Source organism: Ruegeria sp. AL11 (assembly GCF_056540865.1).
The window spans coordinates 38,875-58,372 of record NZ_JBQFXO010000015.1; the positions used below are offsets into that span (position 1 = coordinate 38,875).

Annotated in this window: 27 protein-coding genes; 15 read left to right on the forward strand and 12 right to left on the reverse strand. The window is 60.1% G+C overall.

Annotation, left to right across the window (positions count from 1 at the left end):
• Position 1: 1 nt before the first annotated feature.
• Together cbiB and ACR0IP_RS21200 are read right to left on the reverse strand one after the other, a co-directional pair.
• Positions 2 to 922 carry an adenosylcobinamide-phosphate synthase CbiB gene (gene cbiB, locus ACR0IP_RS21195; RefSeq protein WP_480527815.1) on the reverse strand — a complete coding sequence of 307 codons (921 nt, stop codon included), beginning with the start codon at positions 920 to 922 and terminating at the stop codon, positions 2 to 4.
• Positions 919 to 1,878, reverse strand: a complete 960-nt coding sequence (locus ACR0IP_RS21200) for a threonine-phosphate decarboxylase (protein WP_480527817.1) — start codon at positions 1,876 to 1,878, stop codon at positions 919 to 921. The genes cbiB and ACR0IP_RS21200 overlap by 4 nt, the downstream gene beginning before the upstream one ends.
• A gap of 181 nt (positions 1,879 to 2,059) precedes the next feature.
• On the opposite strand from ACR0IP_RS21200, the gene ACR0IP_RS21205 reads away from it, so the two are divergent.
• The gene (locus tag ACR0IP_RS21205) at positions 2,060 to 2,422 is read left to right on the forward strand and encodes a hypothetical protein (protein ID WP_170380467.1); all 363 of its coding nucleotides are present in this window, start codon (positions 2,060 to 2,062) and stop codon (positions 2,420 to 2,422) included.
• Here the strand turns inward: ACR0IP_RS21205 and ACR0IP_RS21210 are convergent.
• On the reverse strand, positions 2,404 to 3,393 hold the full coding sequence (locus ACR0IP_RS21210) for a glutathione S-transferase family protein (RefSeq protein ID WP_480527819.1): 990 nt from the start codon (positions 3,391 to 3,393) through the stop codon (positions 2,404 to 2,406). The two genes, ACR0IP_RS21205 and ACR0IP_RS21210, sit on opposite strands and share 19 nt — an antisense overlap.
• 212 nt (positions 3,394 to 3,605) lie before the next feature.
• Between ACR0IP_RS21210 and ACR0IP_RS21215 the strand changes: the two genes are divergently transcribed.
• Positions 3,606 to 3,959 (forward strand): hypothetical protein, encoded by a 354-nt coding sequence (locus ACR0IP_RS21215; RefSeq protein ID WP_170380466.1) that lies wholly within the window; start codon positions 3,606 to 3,608, stop codon positions 3,957 to 3,959.
• Positions 3,960 to 4,055: 96 nt separating this feature from the next.
• Here ACR0IP_RS21215 and ACR0IP_RS21220 read toward each other — a convergent pair whose 3' ends face one another.
• On the reverse strand, positions 4,056 to 4,583 hold the full coding sequence (locus tag ACR0IP_RS21220) for a L,D-transpeptidase family protein (protein ID WP_170380465.1): 528 nt from the start codon (positions 4,581 to 4,583) through the stop codon (positions 4,056 to 4,058).
• Positions 4,584 to 4,586: 3 nt separating this feature from the next.
• Positions 4,587 to 5,759 carry a MalY/PatB family protein gene (locus ACR0IP_RS21225; protein ID WP_480527822.1) on the reverse strand — a complete coding sequence of 391 codons (1,173 nt, stop codon included), beginning with the start codon at positions 5,757 to 5,759 and terminating at the stop codon, positions 4,587 to 4,589.
• 94 nt (positions 5,760 to 5,853) lie between these two features.
• Here ACR0IP_RS21225 and def (ACR0IP_RS21230) point away from each other — a divergent pair, with 94 nt between their 5' ends.
• Genes def (ACR0IP_RS21230) through speB form a run of 6 tightly spaced genes read left to right on the forward strand, consistent with a single transcriptional unit; the run spans position 5,854 to position 9,184 of the window.
• A complete protein-coding gene (gene def, locus ACR0IP_RS21230; protein WP_480527823.1) occupies positions 5,854 to 6,372 on the forward strand; it encodes a peptide deformylase in 519 nt (172 codons plus the stop codon).
• Positions 6,369 to 6,863 carry a peptide deformylase gene (gene def, locus ACR0IP_RS21235; protein WP_480527825.1) on the forward strand — a complete coding sequence of 165 codons (495 nt, stop codon included), beginning with the start codon at positions 6,369 to 6,371 and terminating at the stop codon, positions 6,861 to 6,863. Before def (ACR0IP_RS21230) ends, def (ACR0IP_RS21235) begins: the two co-directional genes overlap by 4 nt.
• A gap of 44 nt (positions 6,864 to 6,907) precedes the next feature.
• Positions 6,908 to 7,822 carry a methionyl-tRNA formyltransferase gene (fmt, locus tag ACR0IP_RS21240; RefSeq protein ID WP_480527827.1) on the forward strand — a complete coding sequence of 305 codons (915 nt, stop codon included), beginning with the start codon at positions 6,908 to 6,910 and terminating at the stop codon, positions 7,820 to 7,822.
• A gap of 6 nt (positions 7,823 to 7,828) precedes the next feature.
• Positions 7,829 to 8,065, forward strand: coding sequence for a hypothetical protein (locus ACR0IP_RS21245; RefSeq protein ID WP_170380460.1), 237 nt, complete (start codon positions 7,829 to 7,831; stop codon positions 8,063 to 8,065).
• 1 nt (position 8,066) lies between these two features.
• Positions 8,067 to 8,303: a GlsB/YeaQ/YmgE family stress response membrane protein gene (locus ACR0IP_RS21250; RefSeq protein ID WP_170474162.1), complete on the forward strand. Its 237-nt coding sequence runs from the start codon at positions 8,067 to 8,069 to the stop codon at positions 8,301 to 8,303.
• Between the two features lie 59 nt (positions 8,304 to 8,362).
• Positions 8,363 to 9,184 (forward strand): agmatinase, encoded by an 822-nt coding sequence (gene speB, locus ACR0IP_RS21255; RefSeq protein WP_480527829.1) that lies wholly within the window; start codon positions 8,363 to 8,365, stop codon positions 9,182 to 9,184.
• 2 nt (positions 9,185 to 9,186) lie between these two features.
• On the opposite strand, the gene ACR0IP_RS21260 is transcribed toward speB, so the two are convergent.
• The 7 genes from ACR0IP_RS21260 to ACR0IP_RS21290 all read right to left on the reverse strand — a co-directional run bounded on the left by ACR0IP_RS21260 (position 9,187) and on the right by ACR0IP_RS21290 (position 13,658).
• Positions 9,187 to 9,789 carry a COG3904 family protein gene (locus ACR0IP_RS21260; RefSeq protein WP_480527831.1) on the reverse strand — a complete coding sequence of 201 codons (603 nt, stop codon included), beginning with the start codon at positions 9,787 to 9,789 and terminating at the stop codon, positions 9,187 to 9,189.
• 36 nt (positions 9,790 to 9,825) lie between these two features.
• A complete protein-coding gene (locus tag ACR0IP_RS21265) occupies positions 9,826 to 10,449 on the reverse strand; it encodes a trimeric intracellular cation channel family protein (RefSeq protein WP_170494095.1) in 624 nt (207 codons plus the stop codon).
• Positions 10,446 to 10,913: a ribonuclease HI gene (gene rnhA, locus ACR0IP_RS21270; RefSeq protein WP_170380455.1), complete on the reverse strand. Its 468-nt coding sequence runs from the start codon at positions 10,911 to 10,913 to the stop codon at positions 10,446 to 10,448. Before rnhA ends, ACR0IP_RS21265 begins: the two co-directional genes overlap by 4 nt.
• Positions 10,906 to 11,499, reverse strand: coding sequence for a class I SAM-dependent DNA methyltransferase (locus tag ACR0IP_RS21275; RefSeq protein ID WP_480527834.1), 594 nt, complete (start codon positions 11,497 to 11,499; stop codon positions 10,906 to 10,908). The genes rnhA and ACR0IP_RS21275 overlap by 8 nt, the downstream gene beginning before the upstream one ends.
• A complete protein-coding gene (locus ACR0IP_RS21280) occupies positions 11,496 to 11,948 on the reverse strand; it encodes a DUF3429 domain-containing protein (RefSeq protein ID WP_170474146.1) in 453 nt (150 codons plus the stop codon). The genes ACR0IP_RS21275 and ACR0IP_RS21280 overlap by 4 nt, the downstream gene beginning before the upstream one ends.
• Positions 11,945 to 12,895, reverse strand: coding sequence for a 4-hydroxy-3-methylbut-2-enyl diphosphate reductase (gene ispH / locus ACR0IP_RS21285; protein ID WP_480527836.1), 951 nt, complete (start codon positions 12,893 to 12,895; stop codon positions 11,945 to 11,947). The genes ACR0IP_RS21280 and ispH overlap by 4 nt, the downstream gene beginning before the upstream one ends.
• Positions 12,896 to 13,082: 187 nt before the next feature.
• Entirely contained in the window at positions 13,083 to 13,658 is a 576-nt protein-coding gene (locus ACR0IP_RS21290) for a LabA-like NYN domain-containing protein (RefSeq protein ID WP_039541714.1), read from the reverse strand.
• 138 nt (positions 13,659 to 13,796) lie between these two features.
• Between ACR0IP_RS21290 and folK the strand changes: the two genes are divergently transcribed.
• The 7 genes from folK (at position 13,797) to acpS (ending at position 19,465) form a co-directional block, all read left to right on the forward strand.
• Positions 13,797 to 14,366, forward strand: coding sequence for a 2-amino-4-hydroxy-6-hydroxymethyldihydropteridine diphosphokinase (gene folK, locus ACR0IP_RS21295; protein ID WP_170681257.1), 570 nt, complete (start codon positions 13,797 to 13,799; stop codon positions 14,364 to 14,366).
• A gap of 96 nt (positions 14,367 to 14,462) precedes the next feature.
• Positions 14,463 to 14,816 carry a DNA-directed RNA polymerase subunit omega gene (gene rpoZ / locus ACR0IP_RS21300; RefSeq protein ID WP_170380450.1) on the forward strand — a complete coding sequence of 118 codons (354 nt, stop codon included), beginning with the start codon at positions 14,463 to 14,465 and terminating at the stop codon, positions 14,814 to 14,816.
• A 26-nt stretch (positions 14,817 to 14,842) separates the two neighbouring features.
• Positions 14,843 to 16,975, forward strand: a complete 2,133-nt coding sequence (locus tag ACR0IP_RS21305) for a RelA/SpoT family protein (protein ID WP_480527839.1) — start codon at positions 14,843 to 14,845, stop codon at positions 16,973 to 16,975.
• A 16-nt stretch (positions 16,976 to 16,991) separates the two neighbouring features.
• A complete protein-coding gene (locus ACR0IP_RS21310; protein ID WP_170556387.1) occupies positions 16,992 to 17,690 on the forward strand; it encodes a DUF2062 domain-containing protein in 699 nt (232 codons plus the stop codon).
• The gene (locus ACR0IP_RS21315) at positions 17,683 to 18,429 is read left to right on the forward strand and encodes a pyridoxine 5'-phosphate synthase (RefSeq protein ID WP_419737757.1); all 747 of its coding nucleotides are present in this window, start codon (positions 17,683 to 17,685) and stop codon (positions 18,427 to 18,429) included. The genes ACR0IP_RS21310 and ACR0IP_RS21315 overlap by 8 nt, the downstream gene beginning before the upstream one ends.
• A complete protein-coding gene (locus ACR0IP_RS21320) occupies positions 18,426 to 19,049 on the forward strand; it encodes a LysE family translocator (RefSeq protein ID WP_170768421.1) in 624 nt (207 codons plus the stop codon). The genes ACR0IP_RS21315 and ACR0IP_RS21320 overlap by 4 nt, the downstream gene beginning before the upstream one ends.
• On the forward strand, positions 19,046 to 19,465 hold the full coding sequence (gene acpS / locus ACR0IP_RS21325; RefSeq protein WP_170529093.1) for a holo-ACP synthase: 420 nt from the start codon (positions 19,046 to 19,048) through the stop codon (positions 19,463 to 19,465). Before ACR0IP_RS21320 ends, acpS begins: the two co-directional genes overlap by 4 nt.
• The last annotated feature ends 33 nt before the right edge of the window (positions 19,466 to 19,498 follow it).

The following is a 19,498-nucleotide window of genomic DNA, read 5'->3' on the forward strand; positions in this document are numbered from 1 at the left end:
TTTAGAAGATCACGTTGATCCCAACCCACACTGAGACGAGGCCAAGCGCAAGCCCCCAGACACGCCAGAGCATGTCGCATGCGCGGAAAACCTCTGCCGCGCCGATCTGACGGCGCGCATCGCCATTGACCCAGGCCAAATCGCGCAACTGTCCGTCATAGCTGCGCGGCCCGGCCAGTGCGACGTCCAGCGCGCGCGCCATGGCGGCCTCGGGCCAGCCTGCATTGGGCGAGATATGGCGACGCGCATCCTGCAGGATATCCCACCAGCGCGCCCATTGGCCTGACAGCGCCACGATCATCAGGCAGGTCAGGCGCGCCGGGATCAGGTTCAGCAGGTCGTCGAACCGGGCCGAGGCCCAGCCAAAATCGCGATGTTTCTCGGTGCGGTAGCCGATCATGCTGTCAGCGGTATTCACGGCCTTGTAGACCAGCAACCCTGGCAGACCCGCCACCAGAAACCAGAAAGCGGGCGCGATAACGCCGTCGCTGAGGTTCTCTGCCGCGCTTTCGATCGCGGACCGGGCGACCTGCTCCTCGGTCATGTCGCTTGTGTCGCGTGAGACGATCATGGCCACCTGCGCCCGCCCGTCAGCAAGCGAGGCGTGTAGCCCTTCGCCGACGGCGCGGACATGGGTCACAAGCGATTTCTGCGCCAACAGGATCGCACAGACCAGAATCTCCGCAACTCCGCCAAGCTGCGCCAGCACCCAGCCGACACCATAGGCCGCAATGACCAGTAGGAGCAGTGTGCAAACGCCCTTGGCACGCCGCGCTGCGCCGTGGTTCAGCCGCTTGTCCAGCCATCCAATGGCATTGCCGATCACCACCGCAGGGTGCCGGATGCGGGACCAGAGCCAGTCCGGCTCGCCCAACGCCGCGTCCAGGCACATGGCGCAGACCAACAGAAAGGGGATGCTCACAGCGCGGCCTCCAGCCGATCCCACCCGTGTGCAGGAGGGAGGCCAAGGCGCAGATAGCCTTGGGAGTAGGGGAAGATGCGGCTCCAGATATGCGCCTGCGCCAACCGGTCTTGCCAGAGGCCCGCATCGTCGACCTCGTAGAGGCGGAACAGGCTTGTGCCTCCGACCAGCCGCGCGCGTTTATCAATAACCATGGCGTCCAGCCGGGTGGCCTCGTCCTCCAGACGCACGCGGGTCTCGTTGGCCCAATCCCTGTCCAGGAGTGCTCGTGTTCCGACCCGCAAAGCAGGACCCGAGACAGCCCACGGGCCGGTCAGGTCGTTCAGTCTGGCAATCAGGTCCGGCGCGCCGATGGCAAAGCCCAGACGCATCCCGGCCAGTCCCCAGAACTTGCCAAAGCTTTTCAGAACGATCACGCCGGGCCGCCCGGCCAGATGGATTAGCGAGGCACCGGCCATCACGTCGCAAAAGCTTTCGTCGATGATCGTCAAAGGCGCGGTGGCGTCGCTGGCCTGCCACACCCGGCCATCCGGATTGTTCGGGTGTACAATCACCCGCGCATCAGCAGGACCGCTTTCCTGCACCGACCAGCCTTGAGCACGAAAGGCAGCGGCATGCTCATTATAGGTGGGCATCGTGATCTGTAACCGGCCTTGCGCCGCCAGTGCGGGAATGCGCGCGATCAGAGCCGAAGCTCCGGGCGCGGGCAGGATTGCCGCCTCCGCCGGGACATTCCAGAATTGCCGGGCGGCAGCGCTGAGCCGCTCGAACGCGCCATGATCGGGCAGTTCGGTCCAATCCGAGGGGTGCAGCCCTGCAATCGGGTAGGGATGCGGGTTGATGCCGGTGGACAGGTCGATCCAATCGCTGCGCGCGCCGCCATATTGCGCGATGGCCCCATCCAGACCGCCACCATGGTCACGTTTCGCACGAGGATTCAATTCGGTATCGTTCATCCCACCGCATGTCCCAAATGACGTATTCGCCCCGCTTCAAGCGGATTTTCGCCGTTTTGACAAGCAAATCCGGGTGATCAGGGCCGTCAGTAGGCAGAGTTAACACTTTGTTAAGGAAATGACGTGATCACGGGACTTGGGGGTCGGCACCACTCACCACACCAAGTGCCGAGGTTGTAGTATGAAAGTTTTGATTGTTGAGAGTAACCCCGATCTGGGTCGGGTCTGGAAAAGGCATCTTGAACGACAAGGTGCCGAGGTGACGCTTGTGGCCGGGCAAGAGGCCGCGATACTGGCGCTCTATGGCTCGGAGTTCGAGATCATCGTGCTGGATCTGGTTCTGGAAACCGGCAGCGCTTTGGCCGTGGCTGATTTCGCCAGCTACCGTCGTCCTGATGCACGGGTAATTTTTGTCACCAACACCACCTTCTTCTCGGACGGGTCAATCTTTGCACACAGTCCCAATGCCTGCGCCTATGTGCAAAGCGGCACCCCGCCCGAGGATCTGGCGGCGATGGTGGAACACTACGCAGCGGGGCGCTGATCCCGTCCGTGCGGTTCAAGATAGTCAAGCGTCGGGTTAACCGGGATGATCCGGTGCGGATTGATGCTGTCGTGACTGTAGTGATAGTGCCGCACGATATGGTTCATGTTCACGGTCTGCGCGACGCCCGGCCATTGATATAGCTCACGCGTATAGGCCCAGAGGTTGGGGTAGTCGATCAGCCGGCGTTTGTTGCACTTGAAGTGCAGGTGATAGACCGGATCGAACCGGATCAGCGTGGTGAACAGCCGCCAGTCGGCCTCGGTCACGCGGTCGCCCATCAGATAGCGGTCCCGGGCTAGCCGGTCCTCGAGCCAGTCTAACGTGTCGAACAGTGGGTGGACGGCGGCATCATATGCCTCTTGCGAGGTGGCAAAGCCGGATTTGTAGACACCATTGTTGACGTCCGAATAGATCCGCGCGTTGATCTCTTCGATCTCGTTCCGCATTGCCTCGGGCCAGTAGTCATCGCAGTTGCCCGTGATCTCGTTGAAGGCCGAGTTGAACATGCGGATGATTTCCGAGCTTTCGTTCGAGACGATCGTCTCCTGCTGTTTGTCCCACAGGATCGGCACCGTAACCCGACCGGAATAGGCAGGGTCGGCCTTGGTGTAGACCTGATGGGCGTAGTCCAGGCCGTAAAGATCATCTCCGGTCGCGCCGTGATCATCGGTTTCAAAACTCCAGCCCTTGTCCAGCATGTCCGGATGCACCACCGAAACCGAGATCAGATCGGTCAACCCTTTGAGCTCCCGAAAGATCAGCGTCCGATGGGCCCAAGGACAGGCGTGACTGACATAGAGGTGATAGCGCCCCGGTTCGGCCTTGAAGCTACCTTTGCCGGACGCGCCAGCGCTGCCATCGGCCGTCAGCCAATTGCGGAATTGAGCGGCGCTGCGCTTGAATGCGCCGCCGGTGGATTTGGTGTCATACCAGGTGTCGTGCCAGGTTCCGTCGACCAACAGGCCCATGTTGCGTCCTCCGTATCTGAATTTCGGCAAAGATAGGGCGCAGAACCCGGCCTTCCTATGGCAGCCCGCGCGCATCCAGCCTGCACCTGCGCACATCACCGGCTTGAGATGTGGGCGCAACATCTGCGTGCGCTGTGATGTTATGTGGTCGGCTTCACTGGATTTTTACAGTTTTGCCTCCACAATAAGAGATATCGAAGGGGGGAAATTTGATGAGTACCTATGTTTCCAAGGAAATGAGCGCTGAGTTGGAGGCCGCGCGAATCGCCACTTTGAAAAAGACCAGCCGTTTGCGGGTGGAAATGGGCGACAATTACTTCAAAATTCTTAGATTGTGGAAGAATGGCTTTACAGTCGAGGCCGAGACCACGCCGCGTTTGCGCGGGTTAGTCGATATCCATGACGGCGCGAACCATTTATATCAATGCCTGATCGTCGCGGACGAGGAAGAGGCAGGCGAAATGCGTTATGAGTTCAAGCGCAACACCGCTGCTTCCGACAAGGCGCCGCTGGATTTCTACCGAGCGCCAGATGCTCCGATTGCCTTGCTGGGGCACGAGGACTAAAGCGTTTTGCATTTTGCCTGAGGCTAGACCATCGAAATGCGTGTGCGACCGTCGGGAATGTCCGCGTGTTTCGATTCAAACCAAACGCAAAGCGACCTAGGGTCGAATTTCAACGGTCGTTCCGGTCGGAGTCAGGCTCCAAAGCTGGGCCATCTCGTCATTGGACAAAGCGATGCAGCCCAGCGTCCAGTCTCCGGGCAGGGTGAGGCCGACAACGCCATTTGGTTGCCCGTGAATGAAGATATCTCCGCCGGGGTCTATGCCCTGTTGCTGGGCGCGGGCGATGTCATCGGGTTGAGGGTAGTCGATCCCAAGTGAAAGGTGGAACGCACTGTTCGGATTGCGGCGGTCGATGGTGAAAACTCCAACAGGCGTCTTACCGTCGCCTTCCTGCTCCTTATCTCCTTCCGGCGCGAAGCCCAGTGCGATCTCGCTCTGCAGTACGATGGCGCCGTCCAACGTTGCGGTCAGGCGACGGGCAGATTTTTCGATTAGGATGTGGTCAATCTGAGCGGCGTCAGGCGCCATTGCAGGCGCGGGAGGGCGCGGCCCGTATCTCTGCCAACCGATCCAGCCAAGGGCCGCGATCAGAAAGACCAGAGTGATCCGGGCCAGCAGGCGCATCCGCTACTGCAGATCCCCGAACGCCTGTTTCAGCCGCGCGCAGGCCTCTTCGACGCGGGCGTGTTGGGTGGCAAGGTTGAAGCGTTCGAAAGTCTCGCCGCCCGCGCCAAATCCGGGGCCTGATGAGGTCGCGATCCGCGCGTCCTGACGCAGACGTCGAACAAACTCATCATGGCTCATCCCAGTGCCTGAGAAATCGACCCAGGCCAGATAGGTTGCCTGTAGGGGCATCGACCAAAGGCCCGGAATCTCGGCGATCATGGCGTCAAACAACTGGCGGTTTCCATCCAGATGCGCGACCTGAGCATCCACCCATTCCGCCCCTTCGGGCGTGTAGGCGGCGGTGATCATGGCCACGCCCAGGGCGCTTGGTTCATAGTCCAGCGTATCCAGCCGGTAGCGCATCGCTGCACGCAGCTTAGGGTCGGGGATAATCATGTTGCCGGTGCGCTGTCCCGCAATATTGAAGGTCTTCGACGCTGCCGTAAGTGTCACGGTCCAAGGCCGTGCCTCAGGTGCTGCGACATCCATCGGGACGAACTTCGCCCCGGGGTAAACCAGATCATGATGGATCTCATCCGAGACCAGAATCAGCCCGTTGCGCCCGGCGAATTCAGCCACCGAGCGCAGCTCCTCAGTCGTCCATACCCGGCCCGACGGGTTTTGCGGCGAACACCACAGCAGCAGCTTTTCCGACCCGTCCAAGCGCGATTGCGCGTCGTCCAGATCAATCGCGTAGCTGTCGCCCTCGCGCACCAGCGGGCATTCGACCACGCGGCGTCCGGATTTGTTCACTTTATGGGCAAACTCATGGTAAACGGGCGTGAAGATCACAGCGCCATCGCCCGGTTCGCTCCAGACATCCAGACAGAGGGCGATTGCATTGCCCAAACCTTGCGAGGTCAGCACCCAATCGGTGTCGATTTGCCAGTCATGGCGGGTTTGCATCCACCACTGAACCGAAGCTAGATATTCAGGGTGTTTCCACGAATAGCCGAAGACCCCATGCTCAGCTGCACGGCGCACCGCATCAATCACGCAAGGCGCGGTCTGATAGTCGGAATCAGCCGTCCACATCGCCAGCCCATCATCGGGCGACACGCCGTAGAGTTGCTCCATCTTGTCCCATTTTGAGCTGTGGGTGCCGCGGCGGTCGGTTGGGGTATTGAAAGTCATGTCTGCTCCATCTATCGAGGCGAAAGCTAACTACAAATCAGGCGGGTGCAAGGGGGGCGTTGCGGCGACGGGCGGGATGCCCTAAATCAGCCTCATGAAACGCACTATTTTGATCCATCCCGATCCTCGCCTGAAAAAACTCTGCGCCCCGGTTGCCGATCTGACAGATGATCTGCGCAAGCTGGCCGATGACATGCTGAAGACCATGTACGATGCGCCCGGCATTGGTCTGGCCGCGCCACAGATCGGAGTGCTGGATCGCCTGATCGTTCTCGATTGCGTCAAGGAAGAGGGCGAGGCTCCTCGTCCGCTGGTCATGTTCAACCCCGAAATCATCGCCTCGTCTGATGAGACCAATGTCTATGAGGAAGGTTGCCTGTCGATCCCGGATCAATATGCCGAGGTCACGCGCCCGAAGGTCGTCGACGTGGCGTGGATGGACCAGAACGGTAACGCGCAGCGGGAAAGTTTTGATGGGCTCTGGGCCACCTGCGTGCAGCACGAGATCGACCACTTGGATGGCAAGCTTTTCATCGACTACCTCAAGCCGCTAAAACGGCAGATGATCACGCGCAAGATGCAAAAGCTCAAGCGCGAGAAGGCACGCACATGACCGTCCGCACCTGCCTGCCATGGCCGGACAAACGCTTGCGGACCAAGGCGGAGGATGTATCTGAGATCACCGATGAGATCCGCGCCATCTGGGACGATATGATCGACACGATGGAGGCGATGCCTGGTGTAGGCTTGGCCGCGCCTCAGATCGGGGTGATGCTGCGTCTGGCCGTTGTCGATGGCTCGGCCGAGCGCGGTCGGGTGATAAGACTGGCGAACCCGGAAATCCTGCATAGCTCGATCGAGTTGCGCGAACATGATGAGGCCAGCCCGAATCTGCCGGGCGTGTCGGCCAAGGTAAAGCGCCCTCGGGCCGTGACCGTCAAATTCCTGAACGAACAGGGCATCATTGACCGCCGCGATTTTGTGGGAATCGAGGCCACCAGCGTGCAGCACCAGATCGACCATCTGAACGGCCGGATGTATTTCGACCGCCTCAGCAAGGTCAAACGAGACATGCTGCTGCGCAAAGCCAAAAAACAGGGGTAGGTCGGGCTTCAGACCGGCACCCGGAAATCGTACCGGAGCGGAAGATGCGACTAATTTTCATGGGCACGCCCGATTTTTCGGTCCCGGTATTGGACGCTCTGGTCGATGCGGGGCATGAGATCGCCGCCGTCTATTGCCAGCCCCCGCGCCCTGCTGGCCGGGGCAAGAAAGACCGCCCGACGCCTGTCCATGCGCGGGCCGAGGCGTTGGGGCTAGTGGTCCGCCACCCAGTCTCGCTGAAATCGCCTGAGGAACAGGACGCGTTTGCCGCTTTGAACGCGGATGTGGCGGTGGTCGTCGCCTATGGCCTGCTTCTGCCACAAGCCATTCTGGATGCACCCACGCAGGGTTGCCTTAACATCCATGCGAGCCTGTTGCCGCGCTGGCGCGGAGCCGCGCCGATCCATCGCGCGATCATGTCGGGCGACGTGGAAACCGGCATCTGCATCATGCAGTTGGAGGCCGGTCTGGACACCGGCCCCGTTCTGATGCGTGAAGCCACGCCGATCGAGGCCGAGGAAACCACCGCGCAGCTACACGACCGGCTCTCGACAATGGGGGCTGCGTTGATCACCAAAGCCTTGACCCAGCTGCCGGACCTCACCCCCCAGCCACAACCCGAAGAGGGCGTCACCTACGCCTCAAAGGTCGACAAATCCGAGGCGCGTATCGACTGGTCCCGACCCGCAGTTGAGGTCGACCGCCAGATCCGGGGCCTGTCGCCCTTTCCTGGCGCGTGGACCGAGATGGAGGGCGCCCGCCTAAAGCTGCTGGCTTCACGCGTGGCCGAGGGGCAGGGCACTCCGGGAGAGGTCCTGACACCCGAATTGCATGTCGCCTGCGGGCAGGGCGCGGTTGAACTGTTGCGCTTGCAACGGGCAGGCAAAGGCGCGCAGGATAGGGAAACCTTTCTGCGGGGCTGGCCCATTCCGGTCGGCACCCGCTTGACGTCGGAGTAGAGACAGATGTTCATGGTCCTGATGGGCACCGTCGTGATTGCCGGGATAGTCGGCTATCTGTCCGAAAAGACAGAATTCACCCATAACGGTTACCTTCAATCCATCATCATCTGCGTCGGCGGCGCGTTCCTCTTCTACTTCGTCCGCATCATGTTTGGCATCAGCTTTGGCCCGCCTGGGCTGGACGCGGTTCTATCCTCAATCGGTGCGCTGATCATCGTGCCGACCCATTGGAGGCGATGACATGCCTGTCGTCGCCCTGATCGTGATCGGAGCCGCTGCAGGGTTCCTTGCCACCCGCCTGATGCGGATCGAGGCCGATATTCCCACCACCATGCTGATCGGTATTGTTGGCGCTCTGGTCGGCGGGTTCCTGTTGCGTATGCTGATCACAGTTTCCGGTTGGTTGTCCGGTTTTGTGGGGGCCGTGCTGGGCGCGTTGCTGGTGATCTGGATCTGGCAGAGTTTAAAGCGTCGTTAAGGCTTGACCTTTCCCTAGGGTCGCCACCAGATCAAGCCGAGTTTTAAAGCAGGTGACCCATGTCTTATGATCTGAACGCTGGTGATGTTGCCCTGATGGGCGTTCCACTGGATTTGCATTCCTCATTTCTGCAGGGTCCGGCCTTCGCGCCCGGTCGCATTCGCGAGGCGTTGCATTCCGGTGCGGCCAACTTGACGGCCGAGGATGGTACCGATCTGGGTGCCACGGACCGGTTCAAGGATACCGGCGATCTGGATGTGTTCGAGATGCGCGGGCAAGAGCCGATCGACCGGATCGAGGCCGGTGCTGCCGCACGGATCGAAACTGGCGCGCGGCTGTTGTCTCTGGGCGGTGATCACTCGGTCGCCTTCCCGCTGATCAAGGTCCATGCCGAGCTGTATGAGGGGCTGAACATTCTGCATATCGACTCGCATCCCGACCTTTATGACACGCAGGATATCGGCCCTCTGGGTCATGGCTGCCCTTTCGCGCGTGTGATGGAGACCGGTAAGGTCAAACGTCTGGTGCAGGTCGGTATCCGTACCATGAACAAGCACCAACAGGAGCAGGCGGACAAGTTCGGGGTCGAGGTGATCGACATGCGCAATTGGCGTCCCGATCTGGAGATTAGCTTTGACGGACCGGTCTACCTGTCACTGGATTTGGACGCGCTGGACCCGGCCTTTGCACCGGGTGTGTCACATCACGAACCCGGCGGACTCAGCACGCGTGAGGTGATTGACCTGATCCATCGGTTCGAGGGGCAGTTGGTCGGTGCGGATATTGTCGAACTGAACCCCCATCGCGACCCCTATGGTATGACCGCAATGGTGGCCGCGAAATTCGTCAAAGAGATAGGCGCGCGGCTGTTGTCGCGCTGAAGTCATCGCGCGTCGCAAGTCGCAGTTGACCCCAGAAGCGCCACGCGAGTGGTGGCCATGTCGTAGCTGTTGGCCTCGGCGGCTGTCATCCAGTGCATTTCGTCCTCCGAGGCGACTTCTAGCGTGTACCAATAGAAATCCTCGGACACGCCGATATCGTCATAGTAGTCCAGATATCGGTCGTGTTCGGGGTCGTCCTCGGGCAGTTCGGTAGCGATGATGCCCCCTCCGCCCCAGCTATGAACGCCGACGCAGGCGCCGGGCTGCAAGGTACGCCTGTTGCCCGCCAGAAACAGATCCGTCCCGCCCGAAGCGACCATGCCATCAGACGGCACCACCGTGTCAAAACCCCGGTTGCGCACCTCGCGCGAGAAGATCACGTTGGCATCGTCATCCACCGACCCTTCGATGCTTTGCAAAACAAGCGTTTTGATCTGCGGGTTGTCGGCGGCCACCGCACGAAAGGCACCAAGGGTGGTGTGATCGATGGCTCCGGTGACGACGATCTGATCGCCCTGGGCCACGAATTGCGTCGGGCTGTAGGGTTCCGCGCAAGAGGCGAGGCAAAGCGCACTGGCGGCGAGCAAATACAGGGCAGGTTTCACAAGCAGGCCTTCGTTTTGTTTCGGGCGGCGCACGCCCTATTGGCGCGGCGGGCGGGCTTTGTAGACAGGAAGCCTCCAACCAAAGATAAGCGATCCGGCGCGCAAGGCCCAGCAGATCGCGGCACATAGCGCCAACGCGGGCAGGCCCTCGAGACCAAGTCGTGTCGCGACTACCGCCGTCAACGCACCTGCAAACGCGCATGAGACGTAAAGCTCTCCCTGTTTCAGGACCAGAGGGACCTCATTGCAGACCACATCGCGCATCAATCCGCCCAGACATCCGGTGGTGACGCCCATCAGCACCACGATGATGCCGGATTGATCCAGCGAAAGTGCTGCTCCGGTTCCCGCAGCAACGGCAATGGACAAAGCGAAACTGTCCAGCCAGATCAACCAGCTATAGCGGCTTTCGACCAGATGCGCGGTGAAGAACACAAGAACGGCGGCCCCGACCGCGATCAGGATGTAGTCCGGCTGGCCAACCCAAAAGACCGGATGGCGATCCAGCAGCAGGTCCCGCACGGTGCCGCCTCCGACCGCAGTCAGGCAGGCGATAAAGGCAAACCCGACCAGATCAAGCTGCGCCCGGCTGGCCACCAGCGCCCCGGTCAGCGCGAAGACCAGAACCGAGGCGTAATCCAGCAGGGCAAGCGCGCTCACTCCTGCGCCTTTGCGGGTTTGAAGGGAGCCATGCCCGCGCGGGCCAGCTCATCTGCTTTTTCGTTTTCGGGATGGCCTGCATGGCCTTTGACCCATTCCCATGTCACGTCATGACGACCCTGCGCCTCGTCCAACCGCTGCCAAAGGTCGACATTTTTGACGGGTTTCTTGTTCGAGGTTTTCCAACCGTTCCGTTTCCACCCGAAAATCCATCCCGTCACGCCGTTCTTCACATAGGCGCTGTCGGTCACAACGGTGATCTTGGACGCGCGCTCCAGCGCCTCCAGCGCGCTGATCGCGGCCAGCAGTTCCATCCGGTTGTTGGTGGTCTCAGCCTCACCGCCCTTAAGTTCCCGTTCTTTCAGGACCGAGTCCCCCTGCATCGCGCGCAGCAGCACGCCCCAGCCACCGGGGCCGGGATTGCCGGAACAGGCGCCGTCGGTATAGGCAAATAGCTCAGGCATGGGCGGCAAGCCCAATCCAGTCCGAGACTGAGCCATCCAGCCCGGTGCCGCTGCCAAGTCGTCGTGCGGTGACGGTAAAGCCCGCCTTTTGCAGATAAGTTTTCAAGTCTTCCTCGGAATAATAGCTGTAGAACCGCCCCAAACGATCCGGCCCTTCACCCTGTCCCAGCTTCATGGCGATATAGAAGACGCCCTTGGGTTTCAACGCCCGGTGAATGGCGGCCAGATGGTTCGGGAAATCCGCGCGTTTGGCGTGTAGAAGGCTGAAATTGGCCCAGATGCCGTCGTAGACATCCTCGTCCTTCAGGTCCGAGAACGCCGCCTGGCGGGCGGAAACGCCAGGGTGAGCCGAGGCCAGCCGGACCATCTCGGCCGAGGCATCCATGGCCTCAACCTGTAGCCCCGACTTCGCCATGATCACTGATGAGGCACCGGGACCGCAGCCCAGATCCAACACCTTTCCGCCCGTTGGTACCGCCTGAATGAAACGGGTCAGTTGTGGGTCCTCGGTGTTCGCTTCATCAGTCAGATCGGCATAGCGCGCGGCCTGTTCGTCATAGACTGAGATCGTCTCACGATCGCTCATAGATACACTCCGACGGCCAGGCACAGCAGGACGATGGCCGTCAGCAGGATACGCAATCGCATCCACCAGCGCGGCGCGAGGCCCCAATACCAGAACAGGGCGTCTAGAACCAAAAGCCCGGCAAAGCCGATCATCAGATTGGTGCCGGCGCTGATCGGCCCACCGCCTGTCATGAAGAAAGCCCAAAGGGCGGGCAGCACCGAAAGGGTATAGCCCACGGTCGCCTTGCTGCCCGAGGTCTTGGTGGCGAAGCCCCACAACACACCGGACATGAAACTCAGGATAACCGAGCCATAGAAAAGCTGGATGTAAGGCCCTACGAAGCGAGAGCCCAGCTCGCGCGTACCCAGATCGTGCAGGTCCGAGTTCAGATAAGTCAGTGCCCCCCAAATGAACGGGATCAGCCCCGCCAACCCCAGATAGAGCGCGGATTTGGGGACGCCGTTCATGCTGGTTGCCTCAGCACGCGGGGGACTTTGAACTCGACGTTTTCGACGGCGGTTTCAACAAGGTCGACGGTGACGTCGTAGTGATCGCTGAACGCCTCGATGACCTCATTGACCAACACTTCGGGGGCTGAAGCCCCGGCAGTGATGGCAATGCTCGAAATCCCGTCAAGCGCGCGCCAGTCGATATCGGTGGCGCGTTGAACCAACTGCGCATAGTTGCATCCGGCGCGCGAGGCGACTTCGACCAATCGCCGCGAGTTGGACGAGTTCGGCGCGCCCACCACCAGCAGCGCATCCGCTTTCGGCGCGACGGCTTTCACGGCCTCTTGCCGGTTGGTTGTGGCGTAGCAGATGTCTTCCTTGTGCGGGCCGACGATCTTGGGGAAACGCTCTTCAAGCGCTGCGATGATATCCTTGGTGTCATCGACCGACAGGGTGGTCTGGGTGACAAAGGCCAGCTGATCGGGATTGCGGACCTGAACCGTGCCAACATCTTCGACGGTTTCGACCAGCAGCACCTCACCTTCGGGCAGTTGTCCCATGGTGCCGATGGTCTCGGGGTGGCCTTTGTGGCCGATCATGATCATCTGCAGGCCGTTGTCCGAGTGGCGCTGCGCCTCAACATGGACCTTCGATACCAGAGGGCAGGTGGCATCGACATAGATCATCTCACGCCGGGCAGCGGTGGCAGGTACGGATTTGGGGACCCCATGAGCCGAGAAGATCACCGGCCGGTCATCTGGGCATTCATCCAGTTCCTCGACAAACACGGCCCCCTTGGCGCGCAGCCCGTCGACCACGAATTTGTTGTGGACGATCTCGTGCCGGACATAGACCGGCGCGCCCCATTTCTGCAGCGCCATCTCGACGATCTTTATGGCGCGGTCCACGCCCGCGCAGAACCCGCGCGGCGCGGCCAGGTACAAAGTCAATGGCGGCTTGGTCATGTCGCTGTCTCCTTGCGCCACAGGTAGGTCTTTTCACGGCCTTGGTCCAGACAGGGCGGCGTCATTGATCTGACATGAATCACTGATAGCCGTTAGGTGTTTCAGTACCAAACCTTAGTTAAAGAAGCGCGGCCAGGGTTTCATACCCTGACCGCGCTAATCTCATCCCCAATCGTGACGCCGAGGGCTAGTGCCCGCCGGCGGCTGCTACACTACGTGGTTCGGTCGGCATTTCCCGAGGCGGGCGGCCGATCACGTCGCGCAGGTCTTCCAGTTCGATGAAGTTGTCAGCCTGGCGGCGCAGCTCGTCCGAGATCATCGGAGGCTGGCTGCGGATGGTCGACACGACCGAAACCCGCACGCCTTGGCGTTGCAGGCTGGCAATTAGCGGGCGGAAATCCCCATCGCCCGAGAATAGCACGATATGATCAACGCGTGGTGCCAGTTCCATGGCATCGACGGTGAGTTCGATATCCATGTTACCCTTTACCTTCCGACGCCCCATACTGTCGGTGTATTCCTTGGCCGGTTTGGTCACCATGGTGAAGCCATTGTAGTGCAGCCAGTCAACCAGTGGTCGGATCGGAGAGTACTCGTCATTCTCCAGCAGCGCCGTGTAGTAGAAAGCACGCAGAAGCTTACCACGGCGCATGAATTCCTGCCGCAGAAGCTTGTAGTCGATGTCGAAGCCAAGTGCTTTTGCGGCGGCATAAAGATTCGAGCCGTCGATGAACAGCGCTAGCCGTTCGTCCTTATAAAACATAAATAGGTCCTTCCGGTATAATCCAGCCCGCTGCGCGTTTAAGAGTGAGTGGTGTAAAATTAAGCGTGCTGGTGTGCCTATAATTAGGGCTTTTAATGCGCATCGCAAGTATGCATTTGGCCGAATATGGGGGTATTAATGGGCAAAACCACTTCAAATGCAGTTGTTGCGATGGGCGCAAATCTCAATCTGAGCGGACTAGGGCCCAAGGTGACACTTCGCAACGCAATAATAGCGCTTGCGGACCGTGGTGTGGTGATTCGCGCCGAAAGCCGGTTTTTTGCAACCCCCTGTTTCCCTCCGGGTGCGGGCCCCGACTACGTCAATGCAGCCCTTTTGATCGAGACTGACCTTACACCTGCGCAGCTGCTGGAGGTTCTGCATGAGGTCGAGCATGAGTTCGGTCGTGAGCGGGTGCAGCGCTGGGGGATGCGGACGCTGGATCTGGATCTGGTGTGCTACGATGATCAGTTATTGCCCGATCCCGCCACCTTCGATCGCTGGCTGACCCTGCCCGCGGATGCACAGCGTCAAGAGGCGCCAGAGCAGCTGATTTTGCCCCATCCCCGCTTGCAGGACCGGGCGTTTGTGCTTGTGCCTATGGCCGACGTGGCCCCGGATTGGCGCCATCCGGTTCTAGGCCAGACCGTCCAACAAATGCTCGAGGCACTGCCAGCTGAAGATATAGCAGCGGTCACACCTTTGTAGATTGGTGGATTTGCGCTATTTCCTGCTTGTCAAGGCGTTCAATCGGTCTTAGATACAACGCTTCCTGATATGGACTCAGCAACGGAGTAGCGTTCCATGGCCCGCGTGACGGTTGAAGACTGCGTAGACAAGGTTCCCAACCGGTTTGAACTGGTGATGCTTGCCGCCCATCGTGCGCGTGAGATTTCCGCCGGTGGACCGATCACTGTGGACCGTGACAACGACAAAAACCCCGTTGTCTCGCTGCGTGAAATCGCGGACGAGACCCAGAGCGCAGACGAGCTGCGCGAGCGTCTGATCGAGGCCAACCAGACCCAGATCGAGGTTGATGAGCCGGAAGAAGATCAGATGGCGTTGCTGATGGGTGCCGAATCGGACAAGCCTGCCGAAGATGACATGTCGGAAGAAAAACTCCTGCGTGCTCTGATGGAGGCTCAAGGGCAGGGGTAAGCCCTCAAAACGAAGGTGCGGACCGGATGATTTCTGCTGACGACCTGATTGCGCTGGTCCGCAATTATAACCCAAAGACAAACGCTGAACGCATCGCCAAGGCCTATGAATTCGGTCAGCAGATGCATGAAGGGCAGTTCCGTCATTCCGGCGAGCCCTATTTTACCCATCCCGTTGCCGTTGCCGCCATCCTGACCGAACAGCGTCTGGATGATGCGACCATTGTCACGGCGCTTTTGCACGACACGATCGAAGACACGAAAGCCAGCTATGGCAAAGTGGCGGAGCTGTTCGGGGATGAGGTCGCCAAACTGGTCGATGGCGTCACCAAACTGACCAACCTGCAACTCTCAAGCCGCGAAACCAAACAGGCCGAGAATTTCCGCAAGCTGTTCATGGCCATGTCCAAGGACCTTCGGGTGATCTTGGTCAAGCTGGCCGACCGGCTGCACAACATGCGCACGATCAAGGCGATGCGCCCCGAAAAGCAGATCGTCAAAGCACGCGAGACGATGGATATCTACGCGCCGCTTGCAGGCCGGATGGGGATGCAGTGGATGCGCGAGGAGCTCGAGGACCTCGCCTTCCGAGTGCTGAACCCCGAAGGACGTCAGTCGATCATCCGCCGCTTCATCACACTGCAGCGCGAAACTGGAGACGTGATCCACCGGATCACCGGCGACATGCGTCATGAGTTGGAGAAAGCGGGCATCGAGGCCGAAGTCTTCGGTCGGGCTAAGAAACCCTATTCAATCTGGCGCAAGATGCAGGAAAAGGATCAGGGCTTCTCGCGCCTGTCTGATATCTACGGCTTCCGCATCATCACCGAAACTGAGGAAGACTGCTACCGCACCCTTGGCGCGATCCACCAGCGCTGGCGCGCGGTGCCCGGCAGGTTTAAGGACTATATTTCTCAGCCTAAATCGAACGGCTACCGCTCGATCCACACCACTGTTTCGGGTCGTGACGGCAAACGGGTCGAAGTTCAGATCCGTACGCGCCAGATGCATGATGTGGCTGAAACCGGTGTGGCCGCACATTGGTCTTATCGCGACGGCGTCCGGACCGAGAACCCGTTTGCGGTCGACCCCGCCAAGTGGATTTCGAACCTGACCGAGCAATTCGACAATGAGGAAGATCACGAAGACTTCCTCGAAGCCGTCAAGCTTGAGATGTACTCGGACCAGGTATTCTGCTTCACGCCGAAAGGCGATGTCGTGAAGCTACCGCGTGGGGCGACGCCGATTGATTTTGCCTACGCCATCCACACCCGTATCGGCCACGCCTGTGTCGGGGCAAAGGTCGATGCGATCCGCGTGCCGCTCTGGACCCGGCTGAAGAACGGGCAGTCGGTCGATATCATCACCGCCGATGGCCAGACCCCTCAGGTCACTTGGCTTGAGATAGCGGTAACCGGCAAAGCCCGCACCGCGATCCGCCGCGCTCTGCGCGAGGTTGATCGCGAACGATTTATTAAACTTGGCAAAGAGCTTGCGCGTTCCGGGTTCGAACATGTCGGCCGCAAATCCACCGATAAGGCGCTGGATACAGCCGCCAAACACCTGCGTCTGAAAGACCGGCATGAGCTGCTCGCGCGTTTGGGCAGTGCCGAATTGACAGCCCATGACGTGGTCAGCGCCGTTTATCCGGAACTGACACAGGATGACGGCGATGCGATCCCGCTGCGGCGCGCCGTGATTGGCCTTGAGCCTGGACAGAAATTCGACCGCGCCCCCTGCTGTCAGCCCCTGCCGGGCGAGCGGATTGTCGGCATCACGCATCGTGGCAAGGGTGTTGAAGTTCACGCCATCGATTGTAACCGCCTGGGCGCATATGAGAATGAGCCCGAGCGGTGGGTCGATCTTCACTGGCATTCCGGCACCCACCCGGCGGTCTATGGCGCGACACTTGACCTCACCATCGGCAACGATGCGGGCGTGCTGGGGCGTATTTGCACATTGATCGGCGAGAAAAAGGCCAATATCTCGAACCTTGAGTTCGTCGACCGCAAACCGGACTTTTACCGACTGCTGATCAATGTCGAACTGCGAGACCTTGAACAATTGCATTCGCTGATGCTGATGCTCGAGGCAGAAAGTGACGTGGCCGCTGTCGAACGGTACCGAGAGCGTGAAAATGCCGCCCTGCCGGCTGGTTGAGATGAGGTGATCAGGAGTGGTTTTCAAGCGCCGAGATCGACGCTCTCCCATTCAGGCCGCATCTGAGTTTGTCTATCCACGTGGCGGATGGACCCGCGCCTTTCACTATGTCAAACATCGCGTTCGCCGTTTGCCGGACTCGCCAGAGCGGATCGCACGCGGTATCGGGGCAGGGGTGTTTGCCGCGTTTACCCCCTTCTATGGGCTGCATTTTCTGGTCGCCGCAATCGGTGCGCGCCTGCTCAACGGCAATATCGTGGCCGCCCTCAGCGGCACGTTCTTCGGCAATCCGCTGACCTATGTTCCGATTGGCGTCATCTGCCTGCAGACGGGGCATTTCCTTCTGGGTACCGAATTCGAGAAAAGCGAAACCCGCGGCCTGATGGGGAAATTCGCGGATGCGATGGGCGATCTGAAGAACAACTTTCTCGCCATCTTCACTGACCGCGTCGCAGATTGGCACGGCCTCGGCCTTTTCTACCGCGAGGTATTCTACCCCTATATGATCGGCGGCATTCTTCCCGGTCTGCTGGCGGGGGTAATCTGCTTTTACCTCAGCCTGCCGCTGATCCGCACCTATCAACAGCGCCGCCGCGCACGGATCAAAGCCAAATTCGAAGAAATCAAACGTCTTGCCGAAACCGAGGCTGACACTTCGGTGGAAAAGGCACTAGCTTCAGCTCAAACCGTGAAAAAGGAATCGCGCGATGTCTGACACTTATCTGCGTCTTGGTGTGAATATCGACCACGTCGCCACCGTGCGCAATGCACGCGGCGGGGCCTACCCCGACCCGCTGCGCGCCGCCAAGCTGGCTGAAGAGGCCGGGGCCGATGGCATCACGGCGCATCTGCGCGAAGACCGCCGTCACATCTCGGACGCTGATATCGACGGGTTGATGGAAGTCCTCTCGGTTCCGCTGAACTTTGAGATGGCGGCCACTGACGAGATGCAGAAGATCGCCCTTCGGCACAAACCTCATGCGGTCTGTATCGTGCCGGAAAAGCGCGAGGAACGCACCACCGAAGGCGGGCTCGAAGTCGCGCGCGAGGAAAACAAACTGGCCCATTTCATTGCTCCGCTTCGCGATGTCGGTTGTCGCGTGTCGATCTTCATAGCCGCCGACCAACGCCAGATCGAGGCCGCCCATCGCATCGGCGCCGAGGTAATCGAGCTACACACAGGCGCCTATTGCGATGCCTTCGCCGAAGGCCGCATGGAAGACGCCGAGCGTGAGCTGGAAAGCCTGCGCCAAATGTCGACGTTTGCCCATTCGCTGGGCCTCGAAGTCCATGCGGGCCATGGGTTGACCTATGAGACGGTGAAACCTGTAGCGGCCTTCCCCGAGGTGCGCGAGTTGAACATCGGCCACTTCCTGATCGGCGAGTCGATCTTTCTGGGCCTCACCCCCGCCATTCAGGAAATGCGCCGCCTGATGGATGAGGCGCGGGCTTGATCACGCCTGCTTTCATAGCGATCTGGTTTGCCTGGTTGATGGCGGGTGGTTCACCCGGCCCAGCCACCATGGGCATTGCCGGTACAGCTATGACTGAAGGTCGCCGCGCAGGGCTGGTCTTTGCGCTTGGCATTTGCGCGGGCTCCGCTGCTTGGGGTATCGCCGCCGCGCTGGGCCTGTCGGCGATCATGCTCGCCAATGTCTGGGTCTTCGAAGTGATCCGTTACTTTGGTGTCGCCTATCTTGGCTGGCTGGCCCTCAAGGCCCTGCGCCGCGCGATGACCGCTGGTGAGGTGCCATTGGGCAAGCCAGTCACTGGTTCGCTGCGTACGATCTTTGCGAAAGGTGCAGCCATTCACCTGACGAACCCCAAGGCGATCCTCAGTTGGGGATCGATCTATGCGATTGTTGCCCCAAATGATGCCAGCCTATGGGTGTTGTTGGGATATTTCGGCCTACTTTATGCGGGATCTTTGCTGATCTTCATCGGTTACGCCTTCCTGTTTTCCTCGGTGCGTATGGTTAGCGCCTACCGGCGTGCTCGACGTTGGTTCGATTTTGCCTTTGCAGGGTTCTTCGGCGTCGCCAGCTATAAGATTTTGACGGTGCGGTTGTCGTGATCCTAGGCGTTGGCACAGATCTCGCGAATATCGAGCGGATTCAGCGCACGCTCGACCGTTTCGGCGACCGTTTCCGCAATCGCGTGTTCACCGAGACCGAGCAGCGCAAGGCCGAACGTCGCCACGACACCGCAGGCACCTATGCCAAACGCTGGGCGGCGAAAGAGGCCTGCTCCAAGGCGCTGGGCACCGGTCTGCGCATGGGCATCGCCTGGAAGGACATGGCGGTCAGCAACCTGCACACGGGCCAGCCCGTGATGCATGTAACCGGCTGGGCCGCCGACCGGCTGCACCAGATGACGCCCCCCGGACATGAGGCGATCATCCACGTCACCCTGACCGATGACCACCCTTGGGCGCAGGCCTTTGTGGTGATCGAGGCGCGCCCGCTTCAAGAACCTGGTACGCAGCCTTGACTTGGCCCCGCATGGCCCGCATGTAGCACCCAA

Bases quoted from the DNA above. Each gene is read 5' to 3' on its own strand.
- ACR0IP_RS21200 (WP_480527817.1), bottom strand. From the start codon at position 1,878: ATGAACGATACCGAATTGAATCCTCGTGCGAAACGTGACCATGGTGGC.
- ACR0IP_RS21205 (WP_170380467.1), top strand. From the start codon at position 2,060: ATGAAAGTTTTGATTGTTGAGAGTAACCCCGATCTGGGTCGGGTCTGG.
- ACR0IP_RS21210 (WP_480527819.1), bottom strand. From the start codon at position 3,393: ATGGGCCTGTTGGTCGACGGAACCTGGCACGACACCTGGTATGACACC.
- ACR0IP_RS21215 (WP_170380466.1), top strand. From the start codon at position 3,606: ATGAGTACCTATGTTTCCAAGGAAATGAGCGCTGAGTTGGAGGCCGCG.
- ACR0IP_RS21220 (WP_170380465.1), bottom strand. From the start codon at position 4,583: ATGCGCCTGCTGGCCCGGATCACTCTGGTCTTTCTGATCGCGGCCCTT.
- ACR0IP_RS21225 (WP_480527822.1), bottom strand. From the start codon at position 5,759: ATGACTTTCAATACCCCAACCGACCGCCGCGGCACCCACAGCTCAAAA.
- def (WP_480527823.1), top strand. From the start codon at position 5,854: ATGAAACGCACTATTTTGATCCATCCCGATCCTCGCCTGAAAAAACTC.
- def (WP_480527825.1), top strand. From the start codon at position 6,369: ATGACCGTCCGCACCTGCCTGCCATGGCCGGACAAACGCTTGCGGACC.
- fmt (WP_480527827.1), top strand. From the start codon at position 6,908: ATGCGACTAATTTTCATGGGCACGCCCGATTTTTCGGTCCCGGTATTG.
- ACR0IP_RS21245 (WP_170380460.1), top strand. From the start codon at position 7,829: ATGTTCATGGTCCTGATGGGCACCGTCGTGATTGCCGGGATAGTCGGC.
- ACR0IP_RS21250 (WP_170474162.1), top strand. From the start codon at position 8,067: ATGCCTGTCGTCGCCCTGATCGTGATCGGAGCCGCTGCAGGGTTCCTT.
- speB (WP_480527829.1), top strand. From the start codon at position 8,363: ATGTCTTATGATCTGAACGCTGGTGATGTTGCCCTGATGGGCGTTCCA.
- rnhA (WP_170380455.1), bottom strand. From the start codon at position 10,913: ATGCCTGAGCTATTTGCCTATACCGACGGCGCCTGTTCCGGCAATCCC.
- ACR0IP_RS21275 (WP_480527834.1), bottom strand. From the start codon at position 11,499: ATGAGCGATCGTGAGACGATCTCAGTCTATGACGAACAGGCCGCGCGC.
- ACR0IP_RS21280 (WP_170474146.1), bottom strand. From the start codon at position 11,948: ATGAACGGCGTCCCCAAATCCGCGCTCTATCTGGGGTTGGCGGGGCTG.
- ispH (WP_480527836.1), bottom strand. From the start codon at position 12,895: ATGACCAAGCCGCCATTGACTTTGTACCTGGCCGCGCCGCGCGGGTTC.
- ACR0IP_RS21290 (WP_039541714.1), bottom strand. From the start codon at position 13,658: ATGTTTTATAAGGACGAACGGCTAGCGCTGTTCATCGACGGCTCGAAT.
- folK (WP_170681257.1), top strand. From the start codon at position 13,797: ATGGGCAAAACCACTTCAAATGCAGTTGTTGCGATGGGCGCAAATCTC.
- rpoZ (WP_170380450.1), top strand. From the start codon at position 14,463: ATGGCCCGCGTGACGGTTGAAGACTGCGTAGACAAGGTTCCCAACCGG.
- ACR0IP_RS21305 (WP_480527839.1), top strand. From the start codon at position 14,843: ATGATTTCTGCTGACGACCTGATTGCGCTGGTCCGCAATTATAACCCA.
- ACR0IP_RS21315 (WP_419737757.1), top strand. From the start codon at position 17,683: ATGTCTGACACTTATCTGCGTCTTGGTGTGAATATCGACCACGTCGCC.